This is a genomic window from Streptomyces sp. GQ60 (genome assembly GCF_059758875.1).
Genome location: NZ_JCAXEG010000008.1, coordinates 72,703 through 92,902, shown reverse-complemented (window position 1 = coordinate 92,902; position 20,200 = coordinate 72,703). Strand labels below are relative to the sequence as shown.

The following is a 20,200-nucleotide window of genomic DNA, read 5'->3' as shown; positions in this document are numbered from 1 at the left end:
GCTACACACTCCCACTCGGCTCAGCGACTACAGACCGTCCGTGGCTGGACATAGGCCGCCCAGGACCACTTCCTCTCCCACTCGTCTCGCACTCGTCTCGCGACTGCGACAAGTGGGTGGTGGGGCCGGGGGCGATCAGTTCTCGGATCATGAGGGGGGAATGGAAGTGGGGAGGTTGTCGCGGAGGTCTTCGGCGCGGAGGAGGTCGTCGGCCAAGGAGGTGCGGTCGGGGACCGAGAGGGGGATCTGGCCGGCCTCGGACAGCAGGTGGACGGCTAGGAGGGTGTTGTCCAGGTGCATGGCCATGGCGGCACGGAGGATCAGGGCTTTGACGCGGTTCGGGGGAGGGATGTCGGAAGACAGGAGGCGGTCGAGGATCTTGGCAGCGGCTGCGTAGTCCTCTTTGGAATCGCCGAGGAGTGAGGCCATGTGGAGGGCCTTGGCCACCGGTTCCTTCGGAACCGGGGCGTGGTGGAGGTCTTCGCTGATCGGTTGGCCGATGCGAATGCTGTTGCCGCCCGGGTCGGCCATGATGAACTGCCGCATCCCGTAGGTGGTGTCCTGCAACGGACCGATCCGAGGGATGCCACGGGTCGGGATCTTGCCCAGTTCTTGCTTCAGTCCGCCACGGAACTTCGCGTACAAAGCGTCGACGTCGTCGGTCGTGACGTAGCACGCGCCGTACGACTCGGCCGGCTCGAACCCTTTCAGGGCCGCGAACTGCAACTCGACGTCACCGTGCTGCACGACGGCATAGGCGTACGGATGTTCTTGATAGAACGTGACGTCGAAACCTATGGCCTTGTAGAAGTCGACTGTCTCGGGGATGGACCTGCACGGGAGCATCGCCGCCAGTTTCTCGCTCATCCGACGATCGTAGGACCTTCCATCTCCACTAGTCAAACTTGAATAGTCCTTCTTCTTGCTTCCCTCAGCCACGGACGGTCTGTAGTCGCTGAGCCGAGTGGGAGTGTGTAGCGATCTGTCGCGCCCACCGACGCTGAGGTCGCTCTCATGCCCCTCTCGCTCGTGGTGGCGGTCGGCGGTCACGGGAAGGGCGTTCAGGCGCCCGGTCCTGGATGCTGTGATCGCCCCGCGCGTCTGTTCCGGTTGAGGTCACTGTCCTGCCGGATCCGTATGTGCGGATGACCGCCGACCGGAGCGGGCACAGGCATCTCAGACGGGGCCGCTCCTCCCCACTCCTCCCCCCGGCCGTTCCCCGGGGGGATCCCGGAAGTCTTGTGGCGTTTCAGTGTGGGCCGGTCGGTCAAGGGTGGCCGAAGGCCATCGCGTAGCGACGCGACCGCAGGGAGCGCCCTTGAGGGACCGGTCCACACCGAAAGGACACTGGACTGCCGGGACGCCCCCCGGAACCCCACGCAGCCACCGACCAACCCGCAGCACAACCCACAACCCCCGCAGCCCCCCTTCCGCACCCCCTGCCCCCCACTTCCGGGGTAGTGGCCGGAAGCTGTTACCGGCATGGCACGCTTGGGGCATGGCCGTTCAGATCAATCCCAGCATCTTGTCCGCCGACTTCGCCCGGCTCGCCGAGGAGGCGAAGGCCGTTCAGGGGGCCGACTGGCTGCATGTCGACGTCATGGACAATCACTTCGTCCCGAACCTCACCCTCGGCGTGCCGATCGTGGAGTCGTTGAGCCGGGCGACGGACATCCCGCTCGATCTGCACCTCATGATCGAGGACCCCGACCGCTGGGCCCCCCAGTACATCGAGGCCGGTGCGGGCTCCGTGACCTTCCACGCCGAGGCGGCCGCCGCGCCCGTGCGGCTCGCGCGGGAGATCCGGGCCAAGGGTGCGCGGGCGTCCATGGCGCTGAAGCCCGCGACGCCCATCGAGCAGTACGAGGACATCCTTCCCGAGCTCGACATGCTGCTGATCATGACCGTCGAGCCCGGCTTCGGCGGTCAGCCCTTTCTCGACATCATGCTGCCCAAGATCCGCCGCACCCGGGAGCTGATCTCCAAGCACGGTCTGGAGCTGTGGCTCCAGGTCGACGGAGGCGTCTCCGCTACGACCATCGAGCGGTGCGCCGAGGCCGGCGCGGACGTGTTCGTGGCGGGCAGCGCGGTCTACGGAGCGGTCGATCCCGCGGCAGCCGTACGCACGCTGCGTGACCAGGCGGGTGCGGCAATCGCCGCTGCGCCCTGGGCTTGCGACCACTGAACCAAGGCTTGGTGAACAGCTCGGTGAACGGGAGCTGTCCAGGCTGATCAACGGCCGTCGGATCTGACAGGATGAACGGCGAGTCGAGAGTGTGAACACGAGAGTGTGAACAGCAGTGAGGAGAACGCGGTGTCTGCAATGTCGGCGGGACGGTCAGCCCTGCGGATGGGACCCGCGGAGCTGGTGCAGGCGGCGGCCATGGCGCGCCGCTTCTACCTGGAGGGGAAGTCCAAGATCCAGATCGCCGAGGAGTTCGGCGTGAGCCGCTTCAAGGTGGCCCGGGTCCTGGAGACCGCTCTGGAGCGCGACCTCGTACGCATCGAGATCCGCGTGCCGGCCGAGCTGGACGCGGAGCGGTCCGACGCGCTGCGCGCCCGGTACGGGCTGCGGCACGCCGTGGTCGTGGAGTCTCCCGCCGATGCCACCGAGGACGCGCCGGACCCGGAGAACCTGGGTGCCGTAGCCGCCGATCTGCTGGGCGAACTCGTCAACGAGGGGGACGTGCTCGGCCTCGCGTGGGGGCGTTCCACCATCCACATGGCCGCCTCCCTGCACCGGCTGCCTCCGTGCACCGTCGTCCAGCTGACGGGCGTCTACGACGCCGGTACGGCCGAGCGCGGGTCCGTGGAGGCCGTGCGGCGGGCCGCGCAGGTTTCGGGCGGCGACGCCCACCCGATCTACGCGCCGATGCTGCTGCCGGATCCGGCCACCGCGGCCGCCCTGCGGAGCCAGACGGGCATCGCGCGGGCCTTCGAGTACTTCGACAAGGTGACGGTGGCCGCCGTCTCCATCGGGTCCTGGGAGCCGGGCATCTCGACGGTCCACGACATGCTGAGCGACGAGGAGCGGGCGCACTACGCCTCTCTGGGCGTCGCCGCCGAGATGTCCGCCCACCTGTTCGACGCCGAGGGGCGCCGGGTCGGGCGGGACCTCGGAGAGCGGTGCATCACCGTGGAGGCCGACCGGCTGCGCCGGATCCCCGAGGTCGTCGCCATCGCCGGCGGGCTGCGCAAGGCGTCCGCGATCGGGGCGGTGCTGCGCTCGGGGCTCGTGACGAGTCTGGTCACCGACACGGCCGTCGCGGACTACCTGCTGACCGAATCGGAGCCCGGTCTGAGGCCGGCGCTGGAGCGGGCCGACCCCGACGAGTGATTGTTCGGATTGGTCCGATTGTCCGGACGAATGCCGGTCAAACGCGGGCACGTGATGTTCGCCGATGCGGATGGTGCCGTAATTGAGATCCGAACGGCGGACCGTTGGACGGCCTGCTGGGCGCATACTGGGTGCAATGACAAAGTCCGCAGTACCTCGCCGCCACCTGCCGTCCAGCCCGTTCAAGGCCCCCGTGGAAGCGCCGCTCCGGCACTTCAGCGTCGGCGACCGGGTTACTCACGATGAGCACGGCCTCGGCCGTGTCGTCGCCGTTGAGGAGGGGATCGCTGTCCTCGTTGAATTCGGGCCTGAGGTCCGCAAGCGCATTCTGAGCCCGTACACCAAGATGGCCGCCCTCTGAAGCCATCGCGCGATTCGCGGGCGAATCGGATATTTGGCACGATCGGTGCATGATCTTTCGGAACGTGCCCCGATCGTTGCTGCGTGTGCTGGGGGCCGTGTTCCTCTGCGCGGCGCTGGTCGGTGCGGTGGGTTGCAGCGGGAAGAAACCCGCGCCTGCCGCGGCCACCAGTACGAGCGCGAGCGCCGGCTCCGGCGTTGACGCTGCCCCGAGCGGGGCGGCGATTTCCGCCACGCCGACGCCCGGATGGGCGAAGGGGATGGCGACGGTACGGGCCGCGGCGTTGCCGCAGCAGGCCCGGGACGTGCTCGCGCTGATCGACAAGGGCGGGCCGTACCAGTACCGGCAGGACGGGACCGTCTTCGGCAATTTCGAGAAGGTCCTGCCGCAGAAGAAGCGTGGTTACTACCACGAGTTCACCGTGAAGACGCCCGGTGAGCGGGACCGTGGGGCCCGTCGGATCGTGACCGGTCGGGGCGGGGAGTTCTTCTACACGGACGACCACTACGAGACCTTCAAGGCGGTTCTCCGATGACCCTGGACCCGCGGCCCCTGGCGCCCGCGCTCGAAGCGGCCGAGGCCGCCGGCTGGGTGACCGTACGGCTGGATCTGGACGGCGTACGGAGCAAAGCGGAGCTGATGCGGCGGTGTGGGGGTGCGCTGTCGGTCCCCGGGTACTTCGGTGGGAACTGGGACGCGCTGGCCGATGCGCTGCGGGATCTGTCGTGGTTGCCGGATGCGGCGGGGCGGCTGCTTGCCGTGACCTCTTGGCGTGGGTATGCGGAGGCTCGGCCTGCGGACTGGGAGACGTTCCGGGAGGTGCTGGAGGAGGCCGTCGATTTCTGGCGGGCCGCGTCTGAGGGCGGGGTCGAGGGCGAGGGCGAGGGTGACGGGTCGGGGTTGACGGTGCTGCTCGCCGAGTCCGGCCCCGGGCCGGTGGACGGGGCTCCGCCCCGGGCCCCGCGCCTCAAACGCCGGCGGGGCTGAGTTGGTGCCGGCGGGACCGGGAGGTGTCGTCGGCTGGGCTGGGATGGTCCGCCGGGCTGAAAGATCGGGGCTCCGCCCCGGGCCCCGCGCCTCAAACGCCGGCGGGGCTGGAATTGCCCGGCGGGGCTGAGTTGGAGTCGGCGGGACCGGGATGGTGTCGTCGGCTGGGCTGGGATGGCCTGCCGGGCTGAAAGATCGGGGCTCCGCCCCGGGCCCCGCGCCTCAAACGCCGGCGGGGCTGGAATTGCCCTGGCTGGGCTGGGATGGTGCCGGCGGGCTGGATTGCCCGGCTGGGCTGGGATGGTGTCGGCGGGCTGGATTTGCCCGGTGGGGCCGGGATGGTGCCGGTGGGGGTGGGCTTGCCCCGGCGGGGCCTTGTGGCTCCGCCGGGGGCGTGGGGTCACGGTTTTGGGATCCAGGGTGGGGTTTGGCCCCAGGACCAGACCGGGATGTCGGCCGCGTCCACCGGGGGTGGGGTGGGGCCCGAGTAGATCAGGGCCATGCGGGTGCCCCACTCGATGTAGTACGCGAAGACCGCGCGGAATTCCGGGTCCGCGGGCAGACCCACTTCGTCGGCCGTGTCCGTCAGGAGGTCCACCCAACGGCGGCGCTGCTGTTCGGTGATGCCGCGGCCCAGGTGCTTGGTGGCCATGTGCTGGTGGCCGCCGTGGGCCGCGGTGTACTGCTTCGGGCCGCCGAAGACCTCCGCCAGCCAGACCGCGACGTGGTGGGGGTGCTCCGAGTCCATGCCCGCGAAGACCGGGGCCAGGACCTCGTCCTGCAGGGCGTGGGCGTAGAAGGCGTCCGTGAGGCGGTCCATCGCCTCCGCTCCGCCCATCCACTCGTAGATCGTGGGCGTGGTGTCGGGTGTGGTGCTCACGCGGTGGACGCCTTTCCGGGGCCGGCCACCCGGGTGACGAGGTAGTGCTGCATTTCCTCGATGGCCGTGACGTACGGGCGGATCGCGCTGAAGAACGCGGGGAAGTGCTCGCCCTTGCGGAACCCGTTCAGGTGGGCGTCGATCGAGGTCCAGCGGATGCGGAGGATGTAGCGCTCGGGCTCCTCCTCGCAGCGGGCGAGTTCGTAGTCGATGCACTCCGGCGAGGCGGACAGGGACTCGGAGGCCCTTGCGTACGCGTCTTCGAAAGCCGGCTGATCGTCCAATGCGATCCGGTAGCGGATGTACTCGACGGTGGTGGTCATGGTGCGGGCCTCTCCCTGGGGTCGGGCGTTGATCGCCGGTGGTCCGTGCCAGGCTTGCGCGATCTTGTCGGCGCCGGGGGATCTTTCGCCGTTATGACCCGGACTTCTGGGAGTCGGCGAGGTCCGGACCCTCGGCGCGGACCTCCTGGACCCGGTCCAGGGACTCGCGCAGGTCCGTCAGCCAGGTGTCGGTGTTGCGGCCTACCAGGCGGACGCACCAGGCCAGGGCGTCGGCGCGGCTGCGGGCGACGCCGCCCGCGACCAGGGTGTCGAGGACCTGGCGCTCGGGCTGGCGCAGGCGGGTCATGACGGGGACGGCCAGGTGGGTGAAGAGGGTCCGCTCCTCGCCCGACTGGGCGGCCCAGGACACCTTGCGGCGGTAGAGCTCCTCCGCCTCCCGGGCGACTTCCATGCGCTGTTCGCGGGTGCGCTCGCGGAAGGCCGCGACCGATTCGGTCGCGGGGATCGCGCCGACGACGGTGATCTCTTCCCGGTCGACCGTGACCGAGAGGAGCGACTCGTAGACGTCCACCGGCAGGTGCTCGGCGAACCAGGTGCGGAGCTGTTCGTTCTGCTCGGCTGTAATCATGTAATCAACGGTGCGTCCGGTGCTCGCTTGATCGCAAGTGGGCCGGCACGCTGTTCGCTCTCAGCCCATCGAGCGGTAGCGGTGGATCAGGGAGACGGCCATGGCTCCCTCGCCCACCCCCGAGGCGACGCGTTTGACCGAGTGGGCCCGTACGTCCCCTGCCGCGAAGACCCCGGGGACGCTGGTCTCCAGCGGGTACGGGGCCCGCTCCAGGCTCCATTCCTCCGGGAGTTCGCCGCCGTTGGAGATCAGGTCCGAGCCCGTGAGGACGAAGCCGTACTCGTCCCGCTCGACCACCCCGGTCAGCCACCCCGTGTGCGGGCGGGCGCCGATGAAGGTGAACATGAAGCGGGCCGGGACCTCCTTGTCCTCGCCGGTCTCGGAGTTGTGGAGGGTCAGGCGTTCGAGGTGGTCCTCGCCGTGCAGGCGGACGACCGTCGTGCGGACCCGGACCTCGATGTTGGGGGTCCGCTCGATCTCGTCGATCAGGTAGCGGGACATGCTGTCGTCGAGCGAGGCCGCGCGGACCAGGATCGTGACCCGGGCGGCGTACTTGGCGAAGTGCACGGCGGCCTGGCCCGCGGAGTTGGCCCCGCCCACGATGAAGACGTGCTGCGAGATGCACGCCGAGCTCTCCGTGGTGGCCGCGCCGTAGTAGAGCCCGGCGCCCTCGAAGCGGTCGGCTCCTGGGGCGTCCAGGCGGTTGTACGAGACCCCGGTCGCCAGGAGAACCGTCTCGGCGCTGATCTCCGTACCGTCCGCCAGGGTCAGGATCTTCGCCGGGTCGTCGCGGGTCAGCGAGGTCACCTCCACCGGGTGCAGGATCTCGGCCCCGAAGCGGGAGGCCTGGATGGTGGCGCGGCGGGTCAGGTCGCCGCCGGAGAGGCCCGAGGGGAAGCCGAGGTAGTTCTCGATCAGGCTGGAGGTGCCGGCCTGGCCACCCGGGGCGCGGGAGTCCAGCATGAGCGTGGACAGGCCCTCGGAGGCCGAGTAGACGCCGGCCGCGAGGCCCGCCGGGCCCGCACCGACGATGACGCACTCGTAGTGCGGGCGCGAGGCGGTGGTGGCCAGCCCCAGGCTCTGGGCGAGCTGGGTGTCCGTCGGCGCGGAGAGCACCGAGCCGTCCGGGAAGCGGACCAGCGGCAGTGCGGCCTCCGGCGGGGCGGCTGCGATCACGGTCAGTGCCTCGGGGTCCCGCTCGACGTTGAGGAAGCGGAAGGGCTGGCCGTTGCGGGTGAAGAAGTCCCGGACGGCGTGGGTGCCGGGGGAGACGAGGTGGCCCGCGACGATGATCCCGTCGTACGCCGGGCGGTAGGCGGCCAGCCAGTCGGAGAGCAGGTCGTCCAGGACCGGGAAGAGCCGCTCGTGCGGGGGGTCCCAGGGCTTGAGCAGGTAGTAGTCCAGGCGGACCCGGTTGATGGCGGTGATCGCCGCGTCCGTCTCGGCGTACGCGGTGAGCAGCACGCGGCGGGCGTCGGGGAAGCGGCTGACGGCCTCCAGCAGGAACTCGACCCCGGTGACGTCCGGCATCCGCTGGTCGACGAGGAAGAGCGCCGGGTCGTGGCCGCGCTCGTCGAGGGAGTCCAGGATCTTGAGGGCATCGGCCGCCGAGGAGGCGCCGAGCACCCGGTAGCGGTCGCCGTACGCGCTGCGCAGGTCGCGGCGGACGGCGCGCAGCACCTGCGGGTCGTCGTCCACGGCCAGGATGACGGGCTTGCGGTTCTCCGCGCGCGCCGCGGCTTCGGCGGTCGCGGAGGCGGTGCTCGTGGGCGGGCCGTTCGTGGCCGCGCTCCCCGTGGGCGCGGAGCCCGTGGCCGCGGCGCTCTCCCGGGCCGCGCTCACGCCGGGTCCAGCATCAGCTTGTCGGCGTAGCACCAGGCCCAGTCCTCGCCGGGCTCGTGGGAGGCCGCGATGGGGTGCGCGGTGGCCCCGTGGTGCCTGGTGGCGTGACGGTTCTTCGAGGAATCGCAGCAGCCGACGTGCCCGCAGCTCAGGCACATCCGCAGGTGCACCCAGACGTCACCGGAGACGAGGCACTCCTCGCAGCCCTCGGTGCCGGGTTTCACCGGACGTATCTGATCGATGTGGGTGCACAACAGGTCCATCGTCATCGTCCCCGTCCCTCTCCTCGCGCTCCAGCACTCTCGCGCTTCGCGCCCGTGATTGCAGCGCGCCCGTGATTCCGGCGCGTCCAGACCATAAGACGGGGCCCCGTCGACGGTTCAGGGATTCGGCCGAAGTCAGGTAGTACGGAAGGTACTTCATGACATCGCCGGACGACTTCCTGAGGTGCCCCCATGACCTGGGCCACTACCTCACGAAGTCGCACACCGGCGCTTTGACGGGAACCCCGGACGCGGCCAGTGTGGGGGACGCCAACGACAACAGGCGGCGCCTGGAGGAATCCGTGAGCAGAAAGATTCTGGTCATTGTCTCCGAACACGGTTACTGGGCCGAAGAACTGATCGGCCCCGTATCCCAGTTCGACGAGCAGGGCTACGAAGTCGTATTCGCCACGCCGACCGGGAAGCGTGCCCACGCTCTCCCGCCGAGCCTCGACGCGAACTACATCGATCCTCCGCTGGGACGCTCGGTCACCACCGAGGAGAACGCCCGGCTGGGCCGGGAGTTCGAGCAGTCGAGCCGGCTCGACTCCCCCCTCGACATCGAAGCGTGGGCCCCCGAGCGTCCCTACACGAGCGACTCGGCCTATCTGCCCAAACTGGAGCAGTACCACCGTGATCTGGACAAGCTCCAGTCCGACATCGCCGGTTTCGACGCGGTGCTCATCGTGGGCGGCAGCGGTCCGATCGTCGACCTCGCCAACAACGAGCGCGTGCACGCCCTGATCCTCGCCTTCAAGAACGCGGGGAAGGTCGTCGCGGCCGAGTGCTACGGAGTCGCCTGCCTGGCCTTCGCCCGGGACTGGGGCGACCGCCGCAGCATCATCTGGGGCAAGCACGTGACCGGCCACTGCAAGGAGTACGACTACAAGGACGGCACCGGATTCCTCGGTACCGATTTCAACATGGGGCCGCCGCCGTATCCGCTGGAGTACATCCTGCGCGATGCGACCGGGCCGCGCGGTGCGTACCACGGGAATTTCGGCCACCCCCTTTCGGTGATCGTCGACTTCCCGTTCGTGACCGGTCGTTCGACCCCCGACTCGTATCTCACGGGGCAGAAGATCGTGGAAGTGCTGGAGAACGGTCTCACCCGGTACGGCTGGTAATTCCGGTAACTCCGGTACGACGGTACGCAAAGGAGGGGGAGTTCGATGAGTTCTGGAGCCACTCCCGGACGGGAAAGGCTGATCGACCAGTTCAAGGCCGACGGCCTGAACGTCATGTTCGGAAATCCCGGGACGGTGGAACAGGGATTCCTCGACGCGGTCGACGCGGCGCAGGACTTCCACTACGTCCTCGCCCTCCAGGAGACGGTGGCCGCGGGCATCGCCGACGGCTACGCCCGCGCCACCGGCGGGGCGGCCCTGCTCCAGCTCCACTCCGGGGTGGGGCTGGGCAACGGCATCGGCATGCTCTACCAGTCGCTGCGCGGCCACACCCCGCTCGTCGTGGTCGCCGGCGACGCCGGGGTGCGCTACGACGCCATGGACGCGCAGATGGCGTCCGACCTCGTGGCCATGGCGAAGCCCGTGACCAAGTACGCGACCCGGGTCACCGACCGGCACTCCGTGCTGCGCACGATCCGCCGGGCGGTGAAGATCGCCCTGACCCCGCCGCGCGGCCCGGTGTTCGTGGCACTGCCGATGGACGTGCTGGACGAGCTCAACTCCGAGCTCGTGCTGCCGGCCACGGTGCCCCTCACGGACGTGGCGCCCTCCGCCGCCTCGGTGGGGCGGGCGGCCGAGCTGCTCGCCTCCGCCGAGCGGCCGGTCGTCCTGGTCGGGGACGGGGTCGCCCTCTCCGGGGCGCAGCGCGAACTCGTCGCCGTCGCCGAACTGCTCGGCGCCGACGTGTACGAGGTCGACTCCTCCGAGGTGAACATCGCGGCCTCGCACCCGCTGCGCCGCGGTCAGACGGGCCACATGTTCGGCCCGCACAGCAGGGAGCTGATCGGGGACGCGGACGGGGTGCTGATCGTCGGCACCTACGTCTTCCCCGAGGTGTTCCCGGAGCTGGAGAGCCCCTTCCGGGCCGGCGCGCGGGTCGTGCACATCGACCTGAACGCCTACGAGATCGCCAAGAACCACCCGGTGGACCTCGGGCTCGCCGCCGATCCCCGGCAGGCGCTGCGCGCGCTGGCCGGCGTACTGGAACGCGTACTCACCCCCGCGCAGCGGGCGGCGGCGGCCGGGCGGCTGGACGGGCGGACCAGGGAGCGGGCGAGGGCGGGCCAGGCCGAGCGGGAGGCCATGGCCTCCGAAGAGGCAGCCGGATCGCCGATGGCGGTCTTCCTGCGGACCCTGGCGGAGCGCACGGGCGGGGACCTGATCGTCTTCGACGAGGCGCTGACCACTTCCCCGCTGGTCACCCGGTACCTGCCGCCGGAGCGGCCGGGCGACTACCACCTCACCCGGGGCGGATCGCTGGGCGTGGGCTTCCCGGGCGCGGTCGGCGTCAAGCTGGCCCGGCCGGAGCGGCTCGTCGTCGGCTTCGCCGGCGACGGCGGCTCGATGTACACGTACCAGGCGCTGTGGACCGCGGCCCGGCACGGCATCGAGGCCAAGTTCGTGGTCTGCAACAACCGCAAGTACCGGCTGCTGGACGACAACATCGCCCAGTACTGGCGGGAGCGGGAGATCCCGGAGCACGGCTTCCCGGGGTCCTTCGACCTCTCGCACCCCGAGATCGACTTCGCCGCTCTGGCCCGGTCGCTCGGGGCGGGCGGGATGCGGGTGGAGAAGCCCGACGAGGCGGTCGCCGCCGTGGGCCGGATGCTCGCCCATCCCGGGCCGTTCCTCGTGGACGTTCAGATCTGACGTCTCCCGGACCCAACTTCCCGAATCCGACACGCCCGCCCGCCCCAACACCCCGGAACCCACACCCCACGCTAGACAGGAGGAGACCGCATGCCCGCCGAGCGGCTGACCGAGGACGCGATCCGCGCCTTCGCCGAGAAGTGGTACGTGGCCCTGGACCAGCACGTCCAGCCGGACCAGGTGCTGGCCCTGATCACCGAGGACCTGGAGTTCAAGGTCCCGGAGGACACCTTCCTCGGCCACCAGGGCTTCGGCCGCTGGTACGAGGCGGTCACGAACCGCTTCTTCGACGAGGTGCACACCGTCACGAAGGTGGAGCCCGTCATCGAGGGCGACCGGGCGATCGTCCGGGTCCTCGTCAACTGGCAGGCCAAGATCTGGGATCCGCCGGCCGCCCGCAGCGTGTGGCTGGGCTTCGACGCCGACCAGACCTGGACCGTGGTCGCCGGCCCCGACGGGCCGCGGATCCGGCAGTACACCGTCAACGAACTGGCGCCCATGCCCGGTTCCGCCTCCCTCTGACCGCCCCGAAGGAGAAGCGACGATGACCGAAGTGACACGGGAGCGGGTCGAAGCGGCGTACCGCGCCCTCGGCTCCGGCGACCGGGCCAGGATCCTGGAGTACTACGCGGAGGACCTGCGCTGGCAGGTCCCCGGCAACCACCCGCTCGCCGGCTGGTACGAGAGCCTGGACGCCTTCCTGGAGCTGATGGGCCGGACCCACAAGCTCACGGGCGGCACCTTCCGCATGGACATCGAGGCGGTCCTCGTGGGCGAGGACTGCAGTGCGGACGTCTGCCGCAACGTCGCCGTGCGCGGCGGCGCCGACGAATCGAGCGGCTCCCCGTACGAGCGGATGGACTACCCGGTCTTCCACTTCATGCGCTGGCGCGACGGCCGGATCGTCGAGGGCCACGACGGCCTGTTCGGCGACACGGCCACCGCCTTCAGCCAGTTCTGGGCGCCCTTCGCGCCCGACGGAACCCGCAGGGACCAGTAGGGGGTTGAGCGCCATGGACGCGCGGCAGATCTTGCAGAAGTACTACGAGTACGCCAACGCCGGTGACTGGGACGGCTGGTGCGACCTGTTCGCCGAGGACCAGGTCATGGACGAGCAGCTCGCCGGCCACATCGAGGGCCTGGAGCTGCTGCGGTCGATGATGAAGGGCATGGGGACCATGTACCGGGTCTTCCGCAACGAGCCCGTGCACTTCCTCGTCGACGGGGAGAAGGCCGCGGCCGTCTCCCACCTGACCGCGGTCACCCCCTCCGGAGAGGAGATCGAGGCCGAGGTCATGAACTTCTTCCGCATCGTGGACGGAAAGATCGCCTACATGGCGAACCACCACGACACGGTTCCCTTCCAGGTGCTCGGCCAGGGCTGAGGGGGCGCGCGATGGCCGTGGATGAGTACGACTACATCGTCGTGGGATCCGGCACCGCCGGGAGCGTCCTCGCGAACCGCCTCTCCGAGGACCCGGGCGTCACCGTCCTGGTCCTGGAAGCGGGAGCGGGCCGCATCCCTCCCGAGGTGGACGATCCGTCCTCCTGGTACAAGCTGCTCGGCGGGCCCGTCGACTGGGGTTACACCAGCGTCCCGCAGCCCGGCCTGGACGGCCGCCGCACGTACGAACCGCGCGGCAAGGCCCCCGGCGGCAGCAGCAACCTCTACATCATGATGCACATCCGGGGCCACGCCTCGGACTTCGACAACTGGGCCTACCAGGGCGCGGCCGGCTGGGCGCACGAGGACGTACTGCCCTACTTCTCGCTGCTGGAGGGCCAGGAGGACGCCACCGCGCCGACCACCGGCACCCGGGGGCCGCAGCGGATCACCCACGCCGGGCGGCACGGCCCCAACCCGGTCTCCCGAGCCTTCATCGACGCCGCCGTCGAGCTCGGCCACGAGGAGATCGCCGACTTCAACACCGACGGGCCGCGGCGCGGCCTCTTCGGCACCGGCTGGCACCACATCGACGCGGCCGACGGCCGCCGCCAGGGCGTCCTCGCCGCCTACCTGGAGCCGGCCCTCGACCGCTCGAACCTGACCCTGCGCACCAGTGCGCAGAGCACCCGGCTGCTCTTCGACGGGGACACCTGCACGGGTGTGGAGTACGTCCAGCTCCGGGCCCCCGCCGAGATCCCGGGGCGGACCGTCCGGGACGGCCACAGTGCGGCGTCCGAGCCCGGACTGCACACCGTGCGGGCCCGCCGGGAGGTGATCGTGGCCGCCGGGGCGATCGAATCGCCGAAGCTGCTGCTGCTCTCCGGGATCGGGCACCCCGAGCAGCTGCGCGAGCACGGCATCGGGACCGTCGCGGCGCTGCCCGGGGTCGGCGAGAACTTCCACAACCACGTGCTGACCGGGCTGATGGCCGAGGTCACCCAGGAACTGCCGCCGCCCGCACAGAACTTGTCGGAGAGCGCGCTGTTCCTCTCGTCCCGGCCGGGGCTGCCGGCGCCGGACCTGCAGATCGCCTTCGTGCACGTGCCGTTCGACGTGATCGTCGGCCGGGACCACCCGAACACGGTGTCCATCCTGCCGGGTGTCGTCCGTCCCGTCTCGCGCGGCTGGATCAAGCTGGCGAGCGCGGACCCGCTGGCCCACCCGCTGATCCACCCGAACTACCTGGGCGACCGCTGGGACCTGGAGCGGATGGTCCAGGGCGTCAAGACCGCCCGGGAGCTGTTCGCGACCTCCGCCTTCTCGCCCTGGTACAAGCAGGAGCTCCAGCCCGGACCCGGCTACGTGTCCGACGAGGACCTGCGCACCTTCGTGAAGCAGAAGTCGGAGAGCTACCACCACCAGGCCGGCTCCTGCCGCATGGGCGTCGACGACCTCTCCGTCGTCGACCCCGAACTGCGGGTGCACGGCGTACGGAACCTGCGCGTCGTCGACGCGAGCGTGATGCCCGCCGTCCCGTCGGGCAACTGCCACACCGCCATCGCGATGATCGCCGAGCGCGCGGCGGACTTCCTGAAGGGGGTGTCCCGTGCCTGATGTGGTCCTGCGCGAGGGTGCGCTGACCGGAACCCGGATCGCGGTCCTGGTCGAGAGCGACTTCTACGAGCCGGAGATCTTCTACTACCAGCACCGGTTCGCGGAGGAGGGCGCCGAGGTCGACTTCCTGACCCGGCTGTGGGGCAACGACTCCATCACCTTCTCCGGGCACGAGTACCGGGCTCCCTTCACCGCTGAGAAGTCCCTGGAAGGGCTGAGCGGCGAGGAACTGCGCCGGTACGCGGCGATCATCGTGCCCTCGGGCATGGTGGCCGACCGGCTGCGCTACACCGAGGACGTGGACGTACTGGCTCCGGCGACGGAGCTGCTGCGCCGGGCCTTCGAGGAGCCGACGGTCCTCAAGGCGGTCATCTGCCACGGCATGTGGCTGGCCGCCTCCATCCCGGACAAGATCCGCGGCCGCAAGGTCGTCTGCCACAACAACCTCATCGGCGACGTCCGGAACATGGGCGGCGAGTACGTGGACGAGGACGTGGTGGTCGACGGCGACCTGGTCACCGGCCGAACCGGGGCCCATCACCACCTGTTCGCCCGCCGGATCATCGAGCTGATCGCCGCCGACCGGGGCGCGCGGCGCGCGCAGGGCGCGCAGGATGCCCGGGACGCGCGGGGCGCCGGCTGATGGCCCCGATGGTCTGGTCGCACGTGGGCCTGAACTGCGCCGACCAGAAGACCACCGAGGACTTCTACACCCGGTACTTCGGCTTCACCCGGGCCCGGGTGGTCGACCTCGGGGACGCCCGGATCATCTTCCTCCGGCAGGGGGACGTGTACCTGGAGCTCTTCGCGGCGGGCACCGAGCAGGCCGCCCGCGAGTACCACGACGGGCCGGCGGCGCCGGGCCGGATGCGCCACCTGGCCTTCCAGACCGACAGCGTGGACGGCTTCCTGGCCACGCTCGGCGACGCGGCCGAAGTGACCCTGGGGCCACTGGACTTCGACGACTTCATCTGCGGCTGGCGGACCGTGTGGCTCCGCGATCCCGACGGGGTGATCGTCGAGGTCAGCCAGGGCTTCGAGGACGAGCACGGCCACGACGACGACCGTGCGCCGATGGGCTCCCACCACGACAAGGACGGTGCATGACATGGCGGACGCCGTGAGCTTCTCCTTCTCCGACACGATCGCCGGCTACGTCGGCCGCTTCGACTCCGAGTCCCGGCTGCTGCGGCTGAAGACCTCGGACGGCCGGGAGTTCGACGTCTCCCTGGCCGCGGACCCCAGCGCCGAGCTGGTCCGCAACCTGGACGAGCCGTACATCGACGCCTCCGGGCACATCGACGAGATGCTCTCGCCGGGACGGTTCCTCTACGTCTACGGGGTCCACTACCCCGAGCAGGGCGGGCGCTTCGAGGCCAAGCGCCTGGTGTTCCTGGGCCGCGGGGCCGAGGACTACCGCTTCGAGGAGCCGAGCTGGTGGATCAAGCAGATCGAATCGCTGGCCGACTTCTACAAGCGGGCGCAGTTCGGCGACGGGCCGGTGGACTTCACCGAGTACCGCACCGAGATCAGGCTCGGCGGTGACAAGACCGCCAGCCACGTCCAGGAGACCGACACGATCTCCCGCCTGGTCTACGGCATGGCCTCGGCCTACCTGCTGACCGGCAAGGACGAGTACCTGGAGGTCGCCGAGCGCGGCACCGAGTACCTGCGCAAGCACATGCGCGTCGTGGACAGCGAGGAGGACGTGGTCTTCTGGTACCACGGCATCAGCGTGGACGGGGACAGCGAACGCAAGCTGTTCACCTCGGAGTTCTCCGACGACTACGACGCGATCCCGATGTACGAGCAGATCTACGCGCTGGCCGGCCCGATCCAGACCTACCGGGTCACCGGCGACATCCGGATCAAGAACGACGCGGACGCCACCATCCGGCTGTTCGACAAGTTCTTCAAGGACCCGGAGCAGGGCGGCTACTACTCGCACATCGACCCGATCCTCTTCAGCGCCGACCACGAGTCCCTCGGGGAGAACGCGGAGCGCAAGAACTGGAACTCGGTGGGCGACCACGCGCCCGCGTACCTGATCAACCTGTACCTGGCGACCGGGGAGCAGCGCTACGCGGACTTCCTGGAGTACACCTTCGACACGATCGCGGACAAGTTCCCGGACTACAAGAACAGCCCCTTCGTCCAGGAGCGCTTCTTCCGCGACTGGTCCCACGACACCGCGCACAGCTGGCAGCAGAACCGCGCGGTCGTCGGCCACAACCTCAAGATCGCCTGGAACCTGATGCGGATGAACTCGCTGAAGGCCAAGCCGGCCTACGAGGAGCTCGCCCGCAAGATCGGCGAGATCATGCCGGCCGTCGGCAGCGACGTGCAGCGCGGCGGCTGGTACGACGTGGTCGAGCGCGCCAAGACGGGGGACGAGGAGACGTATCGTTTCGCCTGGCACGACCGCAAGGCCTGGTGGCAGCAGGAGCAGGCGATCCTCGCCTACCTCATCCTGAACGGCACCGTCGGCGGTGACGGCTTCCTGCGCGAGGCCCGGCAGGCGGAGGCCTTCTACAACACCTTCTTCCTCGACCACGACGAGGGAGCCGTCTACTTCAACGTCCTCGCGAGCGGGACCCCGTACCTGCTCGGGACCGAGCGGCTCAAGGGCAGCCACTCGATGTCCATGTACCACTCGGCGGAGCTCTGCTACCTGTCCGCCGTCTACAACAACCTGCTCATCAACGGCCGGGAGATGGACTTCCACTTCCAGCCCGACCCGACCAACCTGCCCGACCGCGTGCTGCGCGTCTCGCCCGACCTGCTCCCCGCCGGCTCGGTGCGGATCGCGTCCGTCGAGATCGACGAGAAGCCGTACACGGACTTCGACGCCGACGCACTGACCGTCCGGCTGCCCGACGTCCAGGGCCGGGTCAAGGTCAAGGTCCGGCTGCGCCCGACCGCCCAGTAGCGCTCAACGGGGGCGCCCCACTCAGAGGGGAAGGCAATGACCCTGAACGTGAAGGAACGCCGCAACAAGACGGGCATCGTGCTCGTCGCCACCGGCGAGATCAACAGCGAGACCTCCGGATCGCTGCTGCAGACGCTGCTGCCGCTGGTCCGCGAGGGCCGGCCGCTGCGCATCGACCTGACGGCCGTCACCTACGTCTCCAGCGCCGGGCTGCGCACCCTGCTCGTCGTCTACCGCGAGGCCCAGCACGCCGGGGTCGCCGTCACCCTCTACGGGGTGAGCGAGGAAGTCCGGTTCGTCATGTCGGCCACCGGCTTCCTCGACTTCTTCTCGACCGGAGAGGCCGCCGCGGCGGCCGCCAAGGCCAAGGCCGCGCGATGAGCGAGCCGGCCTCCGAGCAGGTGCTGCGCGTCGACGCGTACCCGACCCACGAGGTGGGCGGGTACCGCGTCCGCGCCGGCAAACCGTTCCCCTTCGGGGCCAACGTGGTCCCCGGCGGGGTCAGCTTCTCCGTCTTCTCCGACCAGGCCACCTCCATGACCCTGGTCATCTACAAGCGCGGAGAGCCCGAGCCGATGGCCGAACTGGAGTTCCCCCAGGAATTCCGCACCGGCAGCGTCTTCGCCATGACGGTCTTCGGCCTCGACCACGAGAACATCGAGTACGGGTACCGGGCCGACGGACCCTACGACCCCGTCACCGGCCACCGCTTCGACGCCCGCCAGGTGCTCTCCGACCCGTACGCCCGGCTGATCGCCGGCCGCGACGTGTGGGGCGTGGAGCCGGACCGCAGCCGCGGCTACCAGTACCGCTCCCGCGTCTGCCTCCAGGACTTCGACTGGGGCGACGACACGCCGCTGGGCATCCCCGCCGAGGACCTCGTCGTGTACGAGACCCACGTGCGCGGCTTCACCCGGCACCCCTCCTCACAGGTCACCGCCCCCGGCACCTTCGCGGGGCTGCGGGAGAAGATCCCGTACCTGAAGGAACTCGGGATCAACTGCATCGAGCTGCTGCCGGTGTTCGAGTTCGACGAGAGCGACAACCCGCGCACCAACCCGGAGACGGGCGAGCAGCTCTTCGACTACTGGGGCTACAACACCGTCTCCTTCTTCGCCCCCAAGGCCGGCTACGCGGCCACCGGTCGCTACGGCATGCAGGGCGACGAGTTCCGCACACTGATCAAGGAGCTGCACGCGGCCGGCATCGAGGTCATCCTCGACGTCGTCTTCAACCACACGGCCGAGGGCAACGAGCACGGCCCCACCATCTCCTTCAAGGGGCTCGACAACGCCACGTACTACATGCTCACGCCCGAGGGGTACTACTTCAACTTCAGCGGCACCGGCAACACCGTCAACTGCAACCACCCCGTCGTGCGCAACTTCGTCCTCGACTGCCTGCGCCACTGGGTCGCCGACTACCACATCGACGGCTTCCGCTTCGACCTCGCGGCCATCCTCGGCCGCTCCCCGGACGGCACACCGCTGCCCAACCCGCCGCTGCTGGAACTGCTCGCCTACGACCCGGTGCTGCGGCACACCAAGCTCATCGCCGAGGCCTGGGACGCCGGCGGCCTCTACGAGGTCGGCAACTTCCCGGCGTACGGCCGCTGGGCGGAGTGGAACGGCAAGTACCGCGACACCGTGCGCAGCTTCCTCAAGGGCGACCCCGGGGTCACGGGGGAGCTCGCCACCCGGCTGGCCGGCTCGCCCGACCTCTACTCCAGCCGCGGGACCTCGGCGTCGGTCAACTTCCTGACCGCGCACGACGGTTTCAGCCTGGCCGACCTGGTCTCGTACAACGACAAGCACAACGAGGCCAACGGCGAGGGCAACAACGACGGCGGGAACGACAACGCGAGCTGGAACTGCGGAGCCGAGGGGCCCACCGACGATCCCGAAGTCAACGCGCTGCGGCTGCGCCAGATGAAGAACGCCCTGGCCATCCTCTTCACCAGTCAGGGCATCCCCATGCTGCTGTCCGGCGACGAGGTGGCGCGCACCCAGCAGGGCAACAACAACACGTACTGCCAGGACAACGAACTGTCCTGGTTCGACTGGAGCCAGGTCGACGAGAACTCCGAACTGCTGCGATTCACCAGGGAGATGATCGCCTTCCGCAAGCACCACCGCGAACTGCGCTCCACCTCCCACCCCACCGGACAGCTCCGGGACAGCCTCGGGCTGCCGGACATCAGCTGGCACGGGGAGCGGGCCTGGCAGCCCGACTGGTCGGCGGAGAGCCGGCTGATCGCGGTGGCCCGCTGCGGCACCGGTGACGACGACGTGGTGTACGCGGCCATGAACGCGCACTGGGAGGCGCACGACCTGGAACTGCCCGCCCTCCCGGGCGGCCGCAGCTGGCACCTGTTCGCGGACACCGGGGCCGAGGCCCCGCACGACATCCGCACCCCCGGCGCCGAACTCGAACTGGAGAACGCCGGCAAGTACCTGATCGGTCCGCGCTCCGTCGTGATCCTGGTCGGCCGCACCCCCGACGCCGAGCTCTAGCCCACGCACCGAAGGAGACCTGACATGCCGCTTTCCGTGTCCCTGAGCATCGAGGGCGACACCACCGTGATCGAGCTGGAGGGCGAACTCGACGCCAAGACGGCGCCGGACTTCCACCAGACCATCGAGAAGGCCGCCGGCCACGGCACCAGCACCGTCGAGATCCGCATGGCCGGGGTCGGCTACATGGCCAGCGCCGGCCTGCGCTCCCTGGTCTTCGCCCAGCAGAAGGTGGGGGAGCACGTCACCATCAAGGTGGTCGGCGCCAGCGAGCCCGTCTCCCGGACCATCCGGACGGCCGGTCTCGACCGCAGCATCGTGCTCTCCGACGACTGAGT

Annotated in this window: 23 protein-coding genes; 17 read left to right on the top strand and 6 right to left on the bottom strand. The window is 69.6% G+C overall.

All coding sequences use genetic code 11. The features are described 5' to 3' along the window. Nucleotides 1-147 precede the first annotated feature (147 nt). Nucleotides 148-867, bottom strand: coding sequence for a bleomycin resistance protein (locus tag AC6CKD_RS21205; protein ID WP_498329018.1), 720 nt, complete (start codon nucleotides 865-867; stop codon nucleotides 148-150). Nucleotides 868-1,498: 631 nt separating this feature from the next. Here AC6CKD_RS21205 and rpe point away from each other — a divergent pair. The 5 genes from rpe to AC6CKD_RS21180 all read left to right on the top strand — a co-directional run bounded on the left by rpe (nucleotide 1,499) and on the right by AC6CKD_RS21180 (nucleotide 4,685). Beyond that, nucleotides 1,499-2,185, top strand: a complete 687-nt coding sequence (gene rpe / locus AC6CKD_RS21200; protein WP_266910447.1) for a ribulose-phosphate 3-epimerase — start codon at nucleotides 1,499-1,501, stop codon at nucleotides 2,183-2,185. Between the two features lie 138 nt (nucleotides 2,186-2,323). Beyond that, entirely contained in the window at nucleotides 2,324-3,337 is a 1,014-nt protein-coding gene (locus AC6CKD_RS21195; protein ID WP_250741550.1) for a sugar-binding transcriptional regulator, read from the top strand. Between the two features lie 136 nt (nucleotides 3,338-3,473). After that, nucleotides 3,474-3,698: a hypothetical protein gene (locus tag AC6CKD_RS21190; protein WP_112452447.1), complete on the top strand. Its 225-nt coding sequence runs from the start codon at nucleotides 3,474-3,476 to the stop codon at nucleotides 3,696-3,698. A 49-nt stretch (nucleotides 3,699-3,747) separates the two neighbouring features. Beyond that, nucleotides 3,748-4,233, top strand: coding sequence for a guanyl-specific ribonuclease (locus tag AC6CKD_RS21185; RefSeq protein ID WP_498329017.1), 486 nt, complete (start codon nucleotides 3,748-3,750; stop codon nucleotides 4,231-4,233). Further along, entirely contained in the window at nucleotides 4,230-4,685 is a 456-nt protein-coding gene (locus AC6CKD_RS21180; RefSeq protein ID WP_498329016.1) for a barstar family protein, read from the top strand. The genes AC6CKD_RS21185 and AC6CKD_RS21180 overlap by 4 nt, the downstream gene beginning before the upstream one ends. Before the next feature lie 400 nt (nucleotides 4,686-5,085). Here AC6CKD_RS21180 and AC6CKD_RS21175 read toward each other — a convergent pair whose 3' ends face one another. The 5 genes from AC6CKD_RS21175 to AC6CKD_RS21155 all read right to left on the bottom strand — a co-directional run bounded on the left by AC6CKD_RS21175 (nucleotide 5,086) and on the right by AC6CKD_RS21155 (nucleotide 8,588). Then, nucleotides 5,086-5,565, bottom strand: a complete 480-nt coding sequence (locus AC6CKD_RS21175; protein WP_498329015.1) for a group II truncated hemoglobin — start codon at nucleotides 5,563-5,565, stop codon at nucleotides 5,086-5,088. Beyond that, a complete protein-coding gene (locus AC6CKD_RS21170; RefSeq protein WP_498329014.1) occupies nucleotides 5,562-5,888 on the bottom strand; it encodes a putative quinol monooxygenase in 327 nt (108 codons plus the stop codon). Before AC6CKD_RS21170 ends, AC6CKD_RS21175 begins: the two co-directional genes overlap by 4 nt. Nucleotides 5,889-5,979: 91 nt before the next feature. Then, nucleotides 5,980-6,477, bottom strand: a complete 498-nt coding sequence (abmR, locus tag AC6CKD_RS21165) for an ATP-binding transcription factor AbmR (protein ID WP_498329013.1) — start codon at nucleotides 6,475-6,477, stop codon at nucleotides 5,980-5,982. A gap of 60 nt (nucleotides 6,478-6,537) precedes the next feature. Further along, nucleotides 6,538-8,175 carry an NAD(P)/FAD-dependent oxidoreductase gene (locus AC6CKD_RS21160; protein ID WP_498329330.1) on the bottom strand — a complete coding sequence of 546 codons (1,638 nt, stop codon included), beginning with the start codon at nucleotides 8,173-8,175 and terminating at the stop codon, nucleotides 6,538-6,540. 140 nt (nucleotides 8,176-8,315) lie between these two features. Then, entirely contained in the window at nucleotides 8,316-8,588 is a 273-nt protein-coding gene (locus AC6CKD_RS21155; RefSeq protein ID WP_498329012.1) for a UBP-type zinc finger domain-containing protein, read from the bottom strand. A 296-nt stretch (nucleotides 8,589-8,884) separates the two neighbouring features. Between AC6CKD_RS21155 and AC6CKD_RS21150 the strand changes: the two genes are divergently transcribed. The 12 genes from AC6CKD_RS21150 to AC6CKD_RS21095 all read left to right on the top strand — a co-directional run bounded on the left by AC6CKD_RS21150 (nucleotide 8,885) and on the right by AC6CKD_RS21095 (nucleotide 20,198). Further along, nucleotides 8,885-9,709: a type 1 glutamine amidotransferase domain-containing protein gene (locus tag AC6CKD_RS21150; RefSeq protein ID WP_478687388.1), complete on the top strand. Its 825-nt coding sequence runs from the start codon at nucleotides 8,885-8,887 to the stop codon at nucleotides 9,707-9,709. Between the two features lie 45 nt (nucleotides 9,710-9,754). Continuing rightward, the gene (locus tag AC6CKD_RS21145) at nucleotides 9,755-11,419 is read left to right on the top strand and encodes a thiamine pyrophosphate-binding protein (protein ID WP_498329011.1); all 1,665 of its coding nucleotides are present in this window, start codon (nucleotides 9,755-9,757) and stop codon (nucleotides 11,417-11,419) included. 90 nt (nucleotides 11,420-11,509) lie between these two features. Next, nucleotides 11,510-11,941, top strand: coding sequence for a nuclear transport factor 2 family protein (locus tag AC6CKD_RS21140; protein WP_498329010.1), 432 nt, complete (start codon nucleotides 11,510-11,512; stop codon nucleotides 11,939-11,941). Between the two features lie 22 nt (nucleotides 11,942-11,963). After that, complete coding sequence (locus AC6CKD_RS21135) at nucleotides 11,964-12,419, top strand: nuclear transport factor 2 family protein (RefSeq protein WP_498329009.1); 456 nt, start codon at nucleotides 11,964-11,966, stop codon at nucleotides 12,417-12,419. Between the two features lie 13 nt (nucleotides 12,420-12,432). Beyond that, nucleotides 12,433-12,804: a nuclear transport factor 2 family protein gene (locus AC6CKD_RS21130; protein WP_498329328.1), complete on the top strand. Its 372-nt coding sequence runs from the start codon at nucleotides 12,433-12,435 to the stop codon at nucleotides 12,802-12,804. Between the two features lie 11 nt (nucleotides 12,805-12,815). Further along, nucleotides 12,816-14,420, top strand: a complete 1,605-nt coding sequence (locus AC6CKD_RS21125; protein ID WP_498329008.1) for a GMC family oxidoreductase — start codon at nucleotides 12,816-12,818, stop codon at nucleotides 14,418-14,420. Next, nucleotides 14,413-15,063 carry a DJ-1/PfpI family protein gene (locus AC6CKD_RS21120; protein ID WP_498329007.1) on the top strand — a complete coding sequence of 217 codons (651 nt, stop codon included), beginning with the start codon at nucleotides 14,413-14,415 and terminating at the stop codon, nucleotides 15,061-15,063. Before AC6CKD_RS21125 ends, AC6CKD_RS21120 begins: the two co-directional genes overlap by 8 nt. Next, nucleotides 15,063-15,527, top strand: a complete 465-nt coding sequence (locus AC6CKD_RS21115) for a VOC family protein (protein ID WP_498329006.1) — start codon at nucleotides 15,063-15,065, stop codon at nucleotides 15,525-15,527. Before AC6CKD_RS21120 ends, AC6CKD_RS21115 begins: the two co-directional genes overlap by 1 nt. Nucleotide 15,528: 1 nt before the next feature. After that, the gene (locus tag AC6CKD_RS21110) at nucleotides 15,529-17,349 is read left to right on the top strand and encodes an AGE family epimerase/isomerase (protein ID WP_498329005.1); all 1,821 of its coding nucleotides are present in this window, start codon (nucleotides 15,529-15,531) and stop codon (nucleotides 17,347-17,349) included. Between the two features lie 36 nt (nucleotides 17,350-17,385). Continuing rightward, a complete protein-coding gene (locus AC6CKD_RS21105; RefSeq protein ID WP_478687325.1) occupies nucleotides 17,386-17,730 on the top strand; it encodes an STAS domain-containing protein in 345 nt (114 codons plus the stop codon). Continuing rightward, entirely contained in the window at nucleotides 17,727-19,862 is a 2,136-nt protein-coding gene (gene glgX, locus AC6CKD_RS21100) for a glycogen debranching protein GlgX (RefSeq protein WP_498329004.1), read from the top strand. The genes AC6CKD_RS21105 and glgX overlap by 4 nt, the downstream gene beginning before the upstream one ends. Nucleotides 19,863-19,886: 24 nt before the next feature. Continuing rightward, nucleotides 19,887-20,198 carry an STAS domain-containing protein gene (locus AC6CKD_RS21095; RefSeq protein ID WP_498329003.1) on the top strand — a complete coding sequence of 104 codons (312 nt, stop codon included), beginning with the start codon at nucleotides 19,887-19,889 and terminating at the stop codon, nucleotides 20,196-20,198. The last annotated feature ends 2 nt before the right edge of the window (nucleotides 20,199-20,200 follow it).

Coding starts and splice junctions, on each gene's coding strand:
- AC6CKD_RS21205 (WP_498329018.1), bottom strand. CDS start 867: ATGAGCGAGAAACTGGCGGCGATGCTCCCGTGCAGGTCCATCCCCGAG.
- rpe (WP_266910447.1), top strand. CDS start 1,499: ATGGCCGTTCAGATCAATCCCAGCATCTTGTCCGCCGACTTCGCCCGG.
- AC6CKD_RS21195 (WP_250741550.1), top strand. CDS start 2,324: ATGTCGGCGGGACGGTCAGCCCTGCGGATGGGACCCGCGGAGCTGGTG.
- AC6CKD_RS21190 (WP_112452447.1), top strand. CDS start 3,474: ATGACAAAGTCCGCAGTACCTCGCCGCCACCTGCCGTCCAGCCCGTTC.
- AC6CKD_RS21185 (WP_498329017.1), top strand. CDS start 3,748: ATGATCTTTCGGAACGTGCCCCGATCGTTGCTGCGTGTGCTGGGGGCC.
- AC6CKD_RS21180 (WP_498329016.1), top strand. CDS start 4,230: ATGACCCTGGACCCGCGGCCCCTGGCGCCCGCGCTCGAAGCGGCCGAG.
- AC6CKD_RS21170 (WP_498329014.1), bottom strand. CDS start 5,888: ATGACCACCACCGTCGAGTACATCCGCTACCGGATCGCATTGGACGAT.
- abmR (WP_498329013.1), bottom strand. CDS start 6,477: ATGATTACAGCCGAGCAGAACGAACAGCTCCGCACCTGGTTCGCCGAG.
- AC6CKD_RS21155 (WP_498329012.1), bottom strand. CDS start 8,588: ATGACGATGGACCTGTTGTGCACCCACATCGATCAGATACGTCCGGTG.
- AC6CKD_RS21145 (WP_498329011.1), top strand. CDS start 9,755: ATGAGTTCTGGAGCCACTCCCGGACGGGAAAGGCTGATCGACCAGTTC.
- AC6CKD_RS21140 (WP_498329010.1), top strand. CDS start 11,510: ATGCCCGCCGAGCGGCTGACCGAGGACGCGATCCGCGCCTTCGCCGAG.
- AC6CKD_RS21135 (WP_498329009.1), top strand. CDS start 11,964: ATGACCGAAGTGACACGGGAGCGGGTCGAAGCGGCGTACCGCGCCCTC.
- AC6CKD_RS21130 (WP_498329328.1), top strand. CDS start 12,433: ATGGACGCGCGGCAGATCTTGCAGAAGTACTACGAGTACGCCAACGCC.
- AC6CKD_RS21125 (WP_498329008.1), top strand. CDS start 12,816: ATGGCCGTGGATGAGTACGACTACATCGTCGTGGGATCCGGCACCGCC.
- AC6CKD_RS21115 (WP_498329006.1), top strand. CDS start 15,063: ATGGCCCCGATGGTCTGGTCGCACGTGGGCCTGAACTGCGCCGACCAG.
- AC6CKD_RS21110 (WP_498329005.1), top strand. CDS start 15,529: ATGGCGGACGCCGTGAGCTTCTCCTTCTCCGACACGATCGCCGGCTAC.
- AC6CKD_RS21105 (WP_478687325.1), top strand. CDS start 17,386: ATGACCCTGAACGTGAAGGAACGCCGCAACAAGACGGGCATCGTGCTC.
- glgX (WP_498329004.1), top strand. CDS start 17,727: ATGAGCGAGCCGGCCTCCGAGCAGGTGCTGCGCGTCGACGCGTACCCG.
- AC6CKD_RS21095 (WP_498329003.1), top strand. CDS start 19,887: ATGCCGCTTTCCGTGTCCCTGAGCATCGAGGGCGACACCACCGTGATC.